This is a genomic window from Anabaena sp. FACHB-1237, assembly GCF_014696225.1.
Classification (GTDB): Bacteria; Cyanobacteriota; Cyanobacteriia; order Cyanobacteriales; family Nostocaceae; genus FACHB-1237.
On the sequence record NZ_JACJPV010000017.1, the window covers coordinates 80,790 to 94,726 of the forward strand.

Genomic DNA, 13,937 nt, shown 5'->3' on the forward strand with positions numbered 1-13,937 from the left:
TAATACGTATATGACACAAAATTAAGCAGTTCTAAACCGGGCTAATTCCTCTCCAGTTTTAGCATCATGGGCATGAACAGTACAAACTAAACAGGAATCGAAAGAACGCGCTACATGACCTACTTCTACAGGATCTTTCGGGTCTATAATGCGTGTACCTATTAACGCCTCTTCAATTGGACCAAGTTGACCACCACCGTCACGGGGTCCAATATTCCATGTACCTGGAGCAATTACTTGGTATTGTTTAATTTTACTATCTTCTATTTCTACCCAATGACATAAAGCACCTCTGGCTGCTTCCGTTGCGCCCCAACCTTTTCCGTCTTTTTCTTGGGGCTTAATATACCAAGGTTCATTAAGATTAAACTCTCTCAAACAACGTTCCGCTTGACGGTATAATTTGACAACTTCATGAACTCGCGCTAATTGGCGAATATGCACATTAGGACCGCCCATTTTTTTGAACACATCTAGTATAAATGGATCATAATGTTGCCAAGATTCTCCATGCTTACCACCTGCTACTAATTGACGGGCTAAGGGACCAGCTTCTAAACGTCCAAAGTCTTTATGCAGTACAGCACTTGCCCAGGAATAAGCACCTTTAAAGTCTTTTTGGTTGTTAATAGTAGGTGATGTAGTGCGATCGCTCGGATGCCAATTTTCCACACCTTCATTATACCAAGAGTGGGTTAAATTTTCACGGACAACAGCCTGATCCATCAAACTATGACTATCAGTAACGCTATCATAAACACCACTTTTCATAATTAACGCAGCGTTACGATTTTCAATAGTGGGTTTATTATACTTATCTTCATGGGGCAAATATCCCCAAGTGACATATTTACCCACACCACCACCAAATCTATCTAAACCTATATCTAAACCCATGCGCCAATAAATACCTAAATCAGATTCACGATGGTTAATATCTTCATTTAACCATCTAATAAAATCTTCATAGGATTGAATTTCCTCATATCTTTCTAAAGAACAACCTAACCAAACTGGCTCTAACCAATTGGTGCGGAAATATTCTAAAATCCCCCAAGCGCGGGTAATATCAGTCAGAGTGGGAGCGCACATCACACCACCAGGCACCATATAACTGCTATGGTAACTAGTGATATGCTGGAAATGTTACTGAAGAACTTATTTTTTCAGGTAATTTTGCTCGCTAATAACATTTTATTTTCACTATTTCAGCTTTGATAAATAAGGGAATATTTAGGGAATGAACGCACAAAATCAGAGTAATTACGAAGGTATATATTCCATATCTACAGATAACTATACAAATGCAGACTCAAAGGACTGGTTTACAGATATGTTTGCAGACTTTGATCCGCAGAACACCACAGATGGCAGCTATAGAGGAACAATGGCGAAAATAAAAGCAACGGAATTACAGTATCAAGCAGTTTTTGAACAGAAGTTAGTGGAAGCTAATAATAATTTAAAAAGGGAGAGAATAAAAGTTAGTATTAAACAAACTGGCAATTCTCTCCAATTACGTGCTACCTTACCTTTAAAACCAGGAGATAGTAATTTAGGTAAAGCCAAAAAACAGTATGATTTATCTCTAGGAATACCCGCAAATTTAGAGGGATTAAAAACAGCCATTGAGGAAAGTTACGAGTTAGGTAAATTAATTGCTCGTCATACTTTCCAATGGAATGAGAAGTATTTAGGAATTAGAAATAAAGAGAAACAAGAAGTTAAAACTATTGGGGAATTATTAGATAATTTTGATGAAAAATATTATCAAACTCGTCAGAAAACTATCACCAGTGAAAATACTTTTAGTAATTATATATCTGTAATTAAAAGAAACTTTGATTTAACAATTTTAGCCACTAAAGAAAATTTTGAAGAAGTTATTAATTCAGTTAATGGTAATAAAAAAAATGAATTAATTGCAGTAAGTTCGGTTTTGATAAAAACCTTTAATTTAGGATTTCAACTGGATGTCAAACGAGAGCAAGTTATTCCTGCTTATCGAGAAATACCGGATGATGAAAAAATAATATCTAGTTTTTACCTCTTTGAAAAATTCGCCCTCAAACGGAAAAATACAAATATTAGTGATGAAATAGATACTTGGGAAATGTGGCGTTGGGTATATGGAATGTTGGCGACTTATGGATTAAGACCAAGGGAATTATTTGTACAACCGGATATTAATTGGTGGATGTCTCCCCAAAATATAGACCATACTTGGAAGGTGAATAAAAATACTAAAACTGGATATAGAGAAGTTATACCTTTTGTGACTGAATGGGTAGAATTATTTGATTTAAAAAATCCTAAACCGTTAAATATTTTAGCAAGAAAAGTTGAAAAAATTGCCTCTGTACAAAATATTAATTGGATGCGAAGAGATATATCGAGATGGTTTAGAAAAGTGGGAATCGAATTTCAACCTTATGATTTACGTCATGCTTGTGCAATTAGAGCGCATCTTCAGGGAATAGCAATTAAAGCAGCAGCAGATAATTTAGGTCATACTGTGGATGAACATACAAAGACTTATCAAAGATGGTTTGGGATTGAAAATAGGAAAAAAGCCTTTGGTGAGGTAATTAGTCAAAGGTCGTTAATTGAGTTGCAGAAGAATGAAATTTTGGCGTTAAGGATGGAGAATGAAAAGTTGAGGTTTGAGGTGGAAAAGTTTAAATTCTCGGCTGCTGAAAATCTATAGGACTGCAAAACAGCTTTACCACCGCTGACACCAGCTACAACATTATCAGGAAAAATTTATTCTGGTGTAACGGGTAAAGGAATCCTGTAGCCTTCTCCCAAAATATGCGCGACAAACCCTGTGCGAGCATAGAAAGCGCGAGAAGTGCTTCCGTTACCTCGCCCCTTTGTTCTTGGCTGCACAAGCTTGCCCATTTTGCTGCTAAGACTGGAAAATCCTTCAGTTCCTATTGTTTTTCGAACAAGGTCATAATCTGATTTAACTTGCTTATAGATGATATCAGTATTATTGAGATCGAAGGAAACTACTGAATGCACAAGGGAATGACGATCTGCTTTACTCTCAAAGACTCGCGCTACGGTCTTGACCAATAAGTGTCCTAAGGCGGCTAATTGCCTCTACTCTTTCCATATATTACCTTGCTTCAACATAGGCGATAACTCTAATTGAATAGGATTGGTCAATCGTTTGATTGATAGTTCAATATGTCCTGCATCTGCTTCACAGCCAATAAATTTTCGACTTAGTGACAAAGCTGCAACTCCAGTAGTGGAAGAACCAGAAAAAGGATCAAAAACCAAATCCCCTGGATTTGTACTGGCTCGAAGACATCTTGCAACAAGATCAACTGGCTTTTGTGTTGGGTGTTTACCGTAAAGCTTTTCATATTTGTTTGGAGCAGACATTCTCCAAACATTTTTCATTTGCTTATCGCCATTTTCAGCCTTCATTTCTTCATAATTGAAGGTGTAACTTTCTTTTCCTTTACGTGCCTTGGTTGCCCATAATATTAGCTCTGTTGAATGAGTAAAGCAACGACATCCTAGATTTGGAGGTGGAGCAGGTTTTTCCCAAATAATATCATTGAGAATCCGAAAGCCAAGCTGCTGCATAGCAAACCCAATTGATGGGTATACGTGAAGAGTACCAGTTACCCATATAGTACCTGTTGGTTTAAGTATACGATAGCAACTAGCGAGCCATGCTTTGTTAAATTCATGGTCTAGTTCAACACCTTGACTGCGATCCCATTCGCCTTTATTAACTTTAACCATGCGCCCAGAAACACAGGTTATTCCATCATTTGAAAGGTTGTAAGGGGGATCAGTCCAGATGCAGTCTACGCTTTCAGCAGGTAGTGAATCCATCAATTCTAAACTATCACCATAGTATAAACAGGAAAGTCCATCACTAGATTTCCACACGACCTCTGGCTGGTTTGGCTTCACCGTTTTGTGAGTATTCTGTTCAAGCTGTGCTTGTACTGTCATTAGATTTGCTTTTTAACTGGTTGTACATCAGGAGTATTGTCTATTGTAAAATAATGTGATCGCCGATCCTGTAGGGTGCGTTAATAAAATGTAATGCACTTTATAATTTTACCGTTAAACATCTTTGGGAAAAGTGCGATCGCTAAATTTCTATCTTCTTGTGCTTCCTAAACTATTATTAAATGCGATCTCATGGGTAAGCGATCGCTCGTTGTGGTTTACAGCAAATTTCAGGTAAATGAACCACGGTTTTTGTTTCGCGCAAAGGCGCAAAGTAGGGAAGGCGCAAAGGAAGAAGGTAATCAAAGTCTGGTTTAAATCGCTGAAAAATGGTGCGATCGCTGATCTTGTAGGGTGCGTTACATTTCATTAACGCACCCTACAACTTCACCGCTAAACACCTTTGAGAAAAGCAAAGTTATGATCAGTTGATGTGAATGTTAAACTCTACTTAGAAACTCTAGGAAAATGATCCTTAAGCCCAGCCCCGAAGCACACTAAGATTCAGGGTTATTCTTCAGGCAGCTTTTTGAGAATTTTTAGAGGATGGTTCAGCCAGAATTGGTTCAATATCCCGGCTTTTGTCTCTTTCGATAAATTCATCTAGTAATTGAAAAAAGTAGTCAAATGCAGCTTTTTCATCAATACAGGTGAGTAAAATAATTTTATCCCAAGCATTAACAGTATGGATAGATAAGCGGTTTTGTAGCCAAGGTTGAAAGTTTTTATAAAAATCACTTTCAGTTTCAGTATTAGTAATACCTAATTCAGAACGAGAAAAGCGATATCCCAAAATAAACATCCGTAAATTACTTATAGATGCTGTTCCCAAATATAAGCCTGGTTTGGTTTTAATTTTTTCCAGTAAATTAAATAATGCACTCATTGAGTTTAACTCCATTAAAAATTTTCAAAATTCTTCTATTACTTCTATTTTAAACTCATTAGATAGAGAGGTAAAATCTTGAATCCAGTCATCTGGGTATACTCCTTGTCCGGAAAGATTGTCGAAAATTTTGCCAAAAACTTCAACACCGTAATGAACGCCATTTTCCGTAATAGTTTCAAAGCAACCTTGTTTTTCTAGGCGATAACTCAAAATAAAATCTTCATTGTCGTATATAGTCGAAAGTCGCCAAAGTTTACCAGGAATTTTACGTTGTTTTAGCCACTGTTTGAGTGTCTTAGCACATTCTTGGCAATGAAGTAATGGAAATCGAATGACAAGATTACCAATTGCTTGATGAATTTCAGCAATGTATAAATTATCTGGTAAATTATGCAGAAATAGCACCTCCTAAAAAATGTTGCTCTTGTTTTACAGTTAACGGAGTGCGATCGCCGATTCTGTAGGGTGCGTTAATGAAATGTAACGCACCTTATCTCATTGGTTTGGTAAAAACATTTGTCGCTAAACTATAATCAGAGAAACAACAAAATGAGATTATGAACTTAGATACAATTCAACAAGACCTTCGCTGATGCGCGAAATAAACGGGATAAATATTATACCCCAATTCATCAACGCCGGAAACACTATAAAGTATAAGTGAAGTTATGGACTAGCATACCTGGAACTAAAACTCCTCCTAATTGACGACTGCTATAAGTGCCAACTTCAGGGATAAATTCTTGAAAAGTGGTAAAATCAATCAGGTTTTCTGGACTCCAAAATTGATAAAGACTTTCATCAAAACGTAGGTTTTCAATAGGGGCAATAATTTGACCATTTTCAACCCAAAAGCAAGCATAACGAGTCATACCTGTAATTCTACCACTAGAGCGATCGCTCCAATTCAAATAATGTAAATTAGCGACATATAAACCTGTATCTAAACTTGATAAAATTTCCGCCAAGGTTAAGTTACCGGGGAGAATTTCTGGTGATCTTAAACTTTCAGCACTATTTGCACCATTAGCGACTTTATGATATTCCTTAGCAGTGCGAGAATTAACTAAACTATTAATTAAAATTCCCTTGTCAATTAGAGTTAATTCTATATCAGATATTTCTCCTAATTCATTAAACCGAGGAACTAAACCTTGGCTAAAATTTTCCTTTAAGGTAAATTTTGGTGAAAGTTGTTTTTCTTGACGGGATAAAACACCTAAAGCACTATTACCTTGTTGAATATCAGCTTCACTAATACCACACCAAGATAACATACCCAATAAATCAGCAACCGCCGCAGGAGCAAAATAGGTTTTATATTGTCCTTTGGGTATATGTTTAGCAGGTTGTGATAACATTGCTAATTGTTTTTTACCATCATTAATTTTAGCAACATAAGCAGATTGATTCCATTCACTTCCTGCAAAATTTCCTTTTACAGCTTTGCTAGTTTCAATGAATAAAGAATAATCTAAATTAAAAGTATCCGTAACAAACCAGTGTTTTTGTCCACAAGAATCTCCATAACCTCTGATAACTGTTCCTGCTGCATACATTCCAGTAAAATCTAAGGTATGATTTACATCATTCACAGGTTCTAAAATACTAGAAACTAACATTTCATCAGTTAATAATTTACCATGATGAACTTCTCGACTGTGGTTATTTCCTGATGGCAATACCAAATAAGGATCAATTGGTAATAATGGTAATTCTTCTCGTAATTCTAATAACGCATTAGATGTTATTTCCCAATCTATATCCCAGTTACCAGTGAAGGGAAACTTTCTAAAACTGGTGCGTTGTTCTGACATTAATGTTAAACTAATCCAACCATCATTAACTGTTCCTGTTTGTCTCACTTTACCGTTATTAAATCTGGTAAATTGACTGTTTTCGCTGTTTAATTTGATGGTAAAATGTTCATTTATGGATTTTTTAGCTAACAGGTTTTCAATCAGGTGATCAAAAGTTTGTTGTAATGTTGATAAATCTTGTAATTTCATGTTTTAATGTTCTAATTAAGTTATTTTTGGGGTAAAGGACAATTCATGAATTGTCCCTACTGTAATTGTTACCAGATATTGATTAAATATCACATCCTAGATTTTATCAGGATCAATATTTAATTCTCTCAATTTTGCGGCTAAACGTTCTGCTCGTTTGTCTGCTGCTGCTGCGGTTTCTTCTGGTGTGGGTACTAATTCACCTTGAGAGGTAAAATATCTTAATAAACCATCATGTACTCCTAAATATAAACCTAATTGTTCACTCCATAAATATCCTTTTTCGTTAGGTTCTAAAGGTTGATATTGACCATTTGTTAAATAAAAACCTGCAAATTCTAAGGTATAAGGATCAAACCAGAAATAATCAGGGGTTCTAAAGGTGTTCTGATAAAGTTCTTTTTTAGTTACTCTATCAGTGTTTGCAGTAGTTGGTGAAAGAATTTCTATAATCACATTGGGATATTTACCATCTTCATCCCATACTACCCAACTTTTACGGGTTTTGCGTTCTGTTTCTAAAACTACAAAAAAATCAGGTCCTGTTAATTTTTCATTCTTTTTCTGGTTAGGACTGTAATAAACAGTTAAATTTCCCGCAGCATAGAAATCTGTTCTATCTTTCCATAACCATTCTAAACATTGTAAGAGTAAGATAATTTGTCTGAGATGCAGTTCTGTTTCCACTGGTGGTTCATCGCTATATAAATCACTGGGGGGAAATACGACATCTAGGGAGATGTCTTTTGTTTGTTCTATGTCTTGTGCAATGATCATATTGATATGGCATCAAGTAGTTGTTTTTTGATTGTAGCATTAATTAGACATCTATTAATAATTAGATGTGTATAATTAAGTATAATTAACATTGTAGGGACAATTCATGAATTGTCCCTACTGTAATGTTTACCAGATATTTATTAAATATCTAAATATCACATCCTAGATTTTATCAGGATCAATATTTAATTCTCTCAATTTTGCGGCTAAACGTTCTGCTCTTGCGTCTGCTTGTGCTGCTCGTTTAGCTTCCTGGTTTGCTCGTTTTTCTGATTTTACTGCTTTTTGAGTTTCTTGTGCTGCGGTTTCTTCTGGTGTGGGTACTAATTCACCTTGAGAGGTAAAATATCTTAATAAACCATCATGTACTCCTAAATATAAACCTAATTGTTCACTCCATAAATATCCTTTTTCGTTAGGTTCTAAAGATTGATATTTGTTATCAATTAAATGAAAACCTACAAATTCTAATGTATAAGGATCAAACCAGAAATAATCAGGAGTTCTAAAGGTGTTCTGATAAAGTTCTTTTTTAGTTACTCTATCAGTGTTTGCAGTAGTTGGTGAAAGAATTTCTATAATTACATTTGGATATCTACCATCTTCATCCCACACTACCCAACTTTTGCGGGTTTTTCTTTCTGTTCCTAAAACCACAAAAAAATCAGGGCCTGTTAATTTTTCATTCTTTTTCTGGTTAGGACTGTAATAAACAGTTAAATTTCCCGCAGCATAGAAATCTGTTCTATCTTTCCATAACCATTTAAGACATTTAATTAAGAGCATAATTTGCTCTAAATGCAGTTCTGTTTCCACGGGTGGTTCATCGCTATATAAATCACTGGGGGGAAATATGACATCTAGGGAGATGTCTTTTGTTTGTTCTATGTCTTGTGCAATGATCATATTGATATGGCATCAAGTAGTTGTTTTTTGATTGTAGCATTGATTGGATATATATTAATAACTAGATGTGTATAATTAAGTACAATTAACATTGTAGGGATAATTCATGAATTATCCCTACAATAAATGATTATTCTTTAACGCCACAGATAATTGTCGCAATCTTTTACTAACTTCATTAGATTCTTGTGATTTTAAATTCTTCGGTATTTCCGCTAATAAAAGTGGATTTTCTTGTAACCATTCATTCATTGCTACCCCTGTCCATGTTCCTTCTTTTTCTCGAAAACTATCAACTAAACCTTTCAGTTCTTGAACACAATAAGACTCAAAACCAGCAGCGTTAAAAATTGCAAATCTCAAATATTCCGCAAAAGCATTAATATCATTTTCTACTTCAAATATTACCGCTTGTTGTGGTGGTATTAGTTCACTAGCAACATCCATTGCTATTTGTGTTACAACTCCTGTTACTCCTAATATTTGTTGGCGAATTTCTGGGTTAAAAAGTAAGTCAGAACCATATTTTACATATCTTTTGAGAACACTATAAGCAGGTTCATTTCCTGTGTAATAGTTATCTACAATTTCAATATCTACTCCCAAATTTTTGATGATTTTATTGCGAGTATCACTATTAACTGGTCCTCTAATTAATGCTTCTGCTACTGGCCGCGCAAAACGTAAAAATAACACACTTAAACTATTTTCTAATTTGGATAAAAAATAATCTTCTGAATTTTCAATTAACCTGGCTTTTACTTGACTACTTCCCCATAATAAACTTGTCATATATTCCACTAGGTTTAAGGCTTCACTTTTTAATTCTAAAGCCAATTGTTTAGCAATAGTAGCTAAAAGTTTACTAATATCATTATACAAATCTTCGCGCCAAGCATAGTTAGCTTTCATTCTATCAAATTCAGGATTGGAGTTAGCCAGAAAAATATTATCTTTCTTTTTAAATGTTTCCTCCTTCAGGTTGTGCATTTCTTGATCTACAATTTGTAAATATTCTTCTCTAAATTTGTCTATTTGGGTTATTTGGGTTAAGGAATTACTAGTTAAATTTTCTAAGGTTTTATTTTCTAAGGTTTTATTAACTATATAAGCATCATAATATTTTTGTAAATCTGCTTTAATGATTAACCATTTTTGATTCCACCATTCAGCAAACAAAACCCGACGATTATTTTCTGCAAATAGTTTTGCATCTTCTGGATTTTCTGGATGATTTTTACTCACTAAACGATAAATTTCTTCAGATGTGCTGATAATTGTATTCAGAGATGCTTCACACCGTTTCTTTAAAATAGCGACTCTTTCCGTATTAATATAATGAAAGATTTTCTCTTTAATTACAGGAATACCAGTAGCTTCTGTTTTGAGAATTTCTACATCATCAATACCTGTTAATTCCTGTAAATGAGATTGAATTTTAATAGGGTTGCCTATTTCTAATTTAGTTTGTTCTGATGCTATACTATTTAATAATAAATATGCACCAGCAGAACCAGAAACTATTCTTTGACTGGGTAAATTTGCCCGTTTTAACCAATCTTCAGCAGCTTCTTGAATGTGGGTTTTCATTGCTTCTGCGCTACCTAATGAATCAATGCGACTTAAAAATACAAATAATTTATCAGCAACGGTGACATTTTTATCACCTTGTTCTGTAAATTTGATAATTTCTAATTCTTTTTCTCTGAGACTGGTAAAACGCTGTACTAATATTACAGCATCACAATCTGATAACATTTCTTGGGCTTCGTCAACGTGCTTTGCTAAACCTGAATCTAAACCGGGAACATCATAAAAAACTATACCTTCAGCTTGTGCAAGTTTGTTTGTATAAAGTCTCGCTTCTAACACAGCATGAGCATATTTTTCATCTGCGACATATTTTTTTAAAGGTTCTCGAATATCCTCTAATCTCGTAAATGGAAATGTTCGATTTCCTTCTTGTCTCACTTGTTGTAATGTGATTTCATGGGTATGAATAGTATTAATATCTTCTTGCGCTTTGGCTTTTTCTAGTTCTTGGAGTAGGTTGATAAATTCAGCTTCTGTTTTTGCTTGTACTTCTAATCTTTGTTCTGATTCATGTTCAACTGAATAAATTTGTGTGGTGGTAAATGTACATCTTCCTCCTTTTGCGGGAAGTAAATCACATTCTAACCAAGCATTAACAAAGGTACTTTTTCCGGCTTTTTCTAAACCCACAACTGCAATGCGAAATTCACGTTTTTTGAGTCTTTCTAATTGACGACGTGCGGGTTGTGCTTCTTGTATTAGGATTTGTTTTAATTTTGCGGGAACTTCTGCTTGAGGTAAGTTGGCTAAATTAACCGCGTGTCTTTGGATATTTAATGCGTCGGTTAGACGGGTTTCGTAGTAGGAAGATGCTGTTTTCCAATCCATTTTGTAGATACTCCTTAAATAATGCGGTTAAAGTTTTCTAAACCAGATACAGATAGATATTTCAGACAAGCTATTTTTCTCACCACACATTGTCCATTAGCAGGAAGATTTCTCTTTAAAATGTATGGAACTTTTTTTCCCATGATTCCTGGTGCATCATCAATATTAATTCTGATGTAAACTTCTCTTTGTTCACTTACATTCGTCATATTTTCCTCAGTTAATTCTAGCTGATTTTGTATCATATCTGCCTGTGCTGGTTCTATACAGAGAAAATATGCAGAATTATCTATTAATTTTTCTAAATCAGAGATATCAATAGGATATTTTTCTCTTATATTTCCTCCCAATACCGAGGCTGGTACAACCAAACACAAGGATACAGGTGATACAGTTTGAGAATTTTTTTGTGGTGGTGAAAACTTACCTGATGGTATATTTTTAGAACTTTGTTGTTGCTTAAGATATATATAAACAGCAAGTCCTGCAATTAAACATCCTGTCACAATCATCAATGGGAGATAATTATTTTCCATATATTTACTCAAATCCGGTAAGTTGTTAAGAGGTTGTTTTTCATCATTTGACTTACTCACAAAAAGACTCAAGAGGTTATCTTTTAATAATGCTTTACTAACAATACCAAATGATGAGCAAATTTTTGTCGCACATTGTTGTATAACTACTATTGAATATATCACTTGACCTAAGACTCCTTTTTTTCATTTTTTATGTCAGGATAACGGGATAAATTTCTTCAAAAAATGCGGTTAAATTCGTCTAAACCAGATACAGATAGATATTTAAGATAAGCTATTTTTCTCACCACACCTATTCCATTAGCAGGAAGATTTCTCTTTAAAATATATGGAAATTTTTTTCCCATCATTTCTTCTGCATCAGCAATGTTAATTCTGATGTAAACTTCTTTTGGTTCACTTACATTCGTAATATTTTCCTCAGTTAATTCTAGACGCTCTTGTATTTTATCTGCTTGTTCGGAATTTGTACAGAGAAAATATGCAGAATTATCTATTAATTTTCCTATATCAGAGATATTAATGGGATAATTTTCTTTGATATTTCCGCCTAATACCGATTCTGATATGACCAAACACAAGGATTGAGGATTTTTTTGTGGTGGTGAAGAGTTACTTAATGGTATATTTGATGGTATATTTGATGGTATATTTTTAGGGATTTGTTGTCCTTTTCTGAGAAATGAAAGACAAGCAGAAGCTCCTACAATTAAACATCCGATCACAACAATTTGAAATAGCTTGAGATCATTCTTTTCATATTTACTCAAATCCAATAAGTTGTTAAAGACTTCTTGGAACTGTGCTGTGATCTGTTGTTTTTTATCATTTGACGTACTCACAAAAAGACCAATAATGTCAGATGATATAGATAAGTCATCTTCTACCGATGCTGTATCACTAATATTTGATAATGAGAGAATTTCTTGGGCATTTTCTGGAACTATTGAATGTATAACTGTGGATAGAACTCCTTTTTTATGACCGTTTATGTCGGGATAAATTTTTTCAAAAACTTGTTCATAAAGGGTTTTTAAGTTTTGACCTGGGGAGGATACTAGTTTTTTGTTGCTCATATCATTGTATGTATTTTTGCATGGATAAATCTTATTTTACTTACAAGATTAGTTCTTGAATTTCCAGGAAGTTTCTAAACCAGAAAATTTTGCTGATAGATTTTTAGCTTTTGCTTGCATAAGTAGCCAAACATCTTTTTGTTTTTCATAATCTAAGGTAATTTCTTGGTTAGCTCTATCCAGTCTTTCTTGATAACGATCAAGAATATCATTCTGAATATTATTTACATTTTTTTTTAGAACGTCAATTTGTTCTAATAACCAACGCGCAATTTGATTTACTATTTTAATTTGTTCACCTTGTGATTGGATAATCCAACCTGTTAGTAAGTCTTCCACACTAGGTACTTGAGCATTATCACTAGAACGGGTTTCATATTGGATTTCATAAAAAGTCTCTTCCCAAAGCCATAATGTGTACCAATCTCTTCGCTTTTTTTCAATCTTTATTTTTTCTTGCCATGTTCCTTGTGTAATCGCAAATCCTGCTGTAAACTGAAAGTTAAATGTTAGTTGATGATCAACTTGATTGATTTGATCATCAGGAAATTTGATAGATATATCAGGTGCAATTTTCTTTGATTCATTTTCAGTATAAGACAAATGGTGACTAAATAGTTGAGATACAGCTTCATAAATCCTATTTAATTCTTGGGTAGAAATTTGCTTTAATACATCCTCTATGACAATATTGAGGTGGATAGCTAATTCATTCAGTTCTTCATTGATTTGTTGAAGTTGATTTTTCTCTTCCTCTGTTTTTGCTTCCATTGTTTTACCCTCTTTAGCAACGGCAGCAGTATAACCCAAGTTGACTAAACGATTTAAGTTTCTGGATAGTAAATTTACATTTAAAATATTTGCCTTTTTCAAATTTGGATTGTTTAAGTCTATCTTACCAGTTTCTAAAGACTTGGCTACCGCTTCTAATACTTCCTGAAGTCCTTTTCTTAACGCATCACGCCATCCAAACAGAGGAGATAATTTTTCTCCCAATCCTTTATATGGTTGTACATTTTGCAATTCCGAATTTTGCAATTCCGAATTTTGCAATTCCGCAATTGCCGTTTTGATATAATTTACAGTATCATCTTTTAATTCCTCTGCTAGAACTTGCTTAACTTTTGTATCTAAGTTTTCAAAAGGTTCTCTTAACTTTATAGGACTTACGCAACTGGCACAAGCGATGGTGCGGCGTAGCCGCACCGAGCGCCTAAAGACTAAACCATTGACATAGCAATATCTGGACGTTTTAGTTGTCCTATTAAATAATTAGAAAGCAAATTATGCTTAATTTGATAAATAGTTTGACCTGTGTTGTAAGCTAAGTTTTTTAGTC

Annotated in this window: 12 protein-coding genes and 1 pseudogene; 1 reads left to right on the plus strand and 12 read right to left on the minus strand. The window is 34.2% G+C overall.

Annotated features, from left to right (window positions below; all coding sequences use genetic code 11):
• Nucleotides 1-21 precede the first annotated feature (21 nt).
• Nucleotides 22-1,122: pseudogene (locus H6F32_RS10865) on the minus strand (nickel-dependent hydrogenase large subunit); the annotation flags it as partial.
• A 118-nt stretch (nucleotides 1,123-1,240) separates the two neighbouring features.
• Between H6F32_RS10865 and H6F32_RS10870 the strand changes: the two are divergent.
• Complete coding sequence (locus tag H6F32_RS10870) at nucleotides 1,241-2,707, plus strand: site-specific integrase (protein ID WP_190369348.1); 1,467 nt, start codon at nucleotides 1,241-1,243, stop codon at nucleotides 2,705-2,707.
• Between the two features lie 398 nt (nucleotides 2,708-3,105).
• Here H6F32_RS10870 and H6F32_RS10875 read toward each other — a convergent pair whose 3' ends face one another.
• The 11 genes from H6F32_RS10875 to H6F32_RS10925 form a co-directional block, all read right to left on the minus strand.
• Nucleotides 3,106-3,978 carry a site-specific DNA-methyltransferase gene (locus H6F32_RS10875; RefSeq protein WP_190369349.1) on the minus strand — a complete coding sequence of 291 codons (873 nt, stop codon included), beginning with the start codon at nucleotides 3,976-3,978 and terminating at the stop codon, nucleotides 3,106-3,108.
• Nucleotides 3,979-4,168: 190 nt separating this feature from the next.
• The gene (locus tag H6F32_RS10880; protein ID WP_190369350.1) at nucleotides 4,169-4,348 is read right to left on the minus strand and encodes a hypothetical protein; all 180 of its coding nucleotides are present in this window, start codon (nucleotides 4,346-4,348) and stop codon (nucleotides 4,169-4,171) included.
• A gap of 147 nt (nucleotides 4,349-4,495) precedes the next feature.
• Nucleotides 4,496-4,864 carry a hypothetical protein gene (locus H6F32_RS10885; RefSeq protein WP_190369351.1) on the minus strand — a complete coding sequence of 123 codons (369 nt, stop codon included), beginning with the start codon at nucleotides 4,862-4,864 and terminating at the stop codon, nucleotides 4,496-4,498.
• Nucleotides 4,865-4,888: 24 nt separating this feature from the next.
• Nucleotides 4,889-5,272, minus strand: a complete 384-nt coding sequence (locus H6F32_RS10890; RefSeq protein ID WP_190369352.1) for a papain fold toxin domain-containing protein — start codon at nucleotides 5,270-5,272, stop codon at nucleotides 4,889-4,891.
• A gap of 242 nt (nucleotides 5,273-5,514) precedes the next feature.
• Nucleotides 5,515-6,876: a TldD/PmbA family protein gene (locus H6F32_RS10895; RefSeq protein WP_190369353.1), complete on the minus strand. Its 1,362-nt coding sequence runs from the start codon at nucleotides 6,874-6,876 to the stop codon at nucleotides 5,515-5,517.
• A gap of 96 nt (nucleotides 6,877-6,972) precedes the next feature.
• Nucleotides 6,973-7,653, minus strand: coding sequence for a Uma2 family endonuclease (locus H6F32_RS10900; protein ID WP_190369354.1), 681 nt, complete (start codon nucleotides 7,651-7,653; stop codon nucleotides 6,973-6,975).
• 165 nt (nucleotides 7,654-7,818) lie between these two features.
• Entirely contained in the window at nucleotides 7,819-8,562 is a 744-nt protein-coding gene (locus H6F32_RS10905) for a Uma2 family endonuclease (protein ID WP_190369355.1), read from the minus strand.
• 117 nt (nucleotides 8,563-8,679) lie between these two features.
• On the minus strand, nucleotides 8,680-10,983 hold the full coding sequence (locus tag H6F32_RS10910; protein WP_190369356.1) for a dynamin family protein: 2,304 nt from the start codon (nucleotides 10,981-10,983) through the stop codon (nucleotides 8,680-8,682).
• A gap of 14 nt (nucleotides 10,984-10,997) precedes the next feature.
• On the minus strand, nucleotides 10,998-11,579 hold the full coding sequence (locus tag H6F32_RS10915; protein ID WP_190369357.1) for a hypothetical protein: 582 nt from the start codon (nucleotides 11,577-11,579) through the stop codon (nucleotides 10,998-11,000).
• Nucleotides 11,580-11,740: 161 nt separating this feature from the next.
• Nucleotides 11,741-12,598, minus strand: a complete 858-nt coding sequence (locus H6F32_RS10920) for a hypothetical protein (protein WP_190369358.1) — start codon at nucleotides 12,596-12,598, stop codon at nucleotides 11,741-11,743.
• Nucleotides 12,599-12,646: 48 nt separating this feature from the next.
• On the minus strand, nucleotides 12,647-13,804 hold the full coding sequence (locus H6F32_RS10925; protein WP_190369359.1) for a hypothetical protein: 1,158 nt from the start codon (nucleotides 13,802-13,804) through the stop codon (nucleotides 12,647-12,649).
• Nucleotides 13,805-13,937: the final 133 nt, after the last annotated feature.

Coding starts and splice junctions, on each gene's coding strand:
- H6F32_RS10870 (WP_190369348.1), top strand. CDS start 1,241: ATGAACGCACAAAATCAGAGTAATTACGAAGGTATATATTCCATATCT.
- H6F32_RS10875 (WP_190369349.1), bottom strand. CDS start 3,978: ATGACAGTACAAGCACAGCTTGAACAGAATACTCACAAAACGGTGAAG.
- H6F32_RS10880 (WP_190369350.1), bottom strand. CDS start 4,348: ATGAAATGTAACGCACCCTACAAGATCAGCGATCGCACCATTTTTCAG.
- H6F32_RS10885 (WP_190369351.1), bottom strand. CDS start 4,864: ATGAGTGCATTATTTAATTTACTGGAAAAAATTAAAACCAAACCAGGC.
- H6F32_RS10895 (WP_190369353.1), bottom strand. CDS start 6,876: ATGAAATTACAAGATTTATCAACATTACAACAAACTTTTGATCACCTG.
- H6F32_RS10900 (WP_190369354.1), bottom strand. CDS start 7,653: ATGATCATTGCACAAGACATAGAACAAACAAAAGACATCTCCCTAGAT.
- H6F32_RS10905 (WP_190369355.1), bottom strand. CDS start 8,562: ATGATCATTGCACAAGACATAGAACAAACAAAAGACATCTCCCTAGAT.
- H6F32_RS10910 (WP_190369356.1), bottom strand. CDS start 10,983: ATGGATTGGAAAACAGCATCTTCCTACTACGAAACCCGTCTAACCGAC.
- H6F32_RS10920 (WP_190369358.1), bottom strand. CDS start 12,598: ATGAGCAACAAAAAACTAGTATCCTCCCCAGGTCAAAACTTAAAAACC.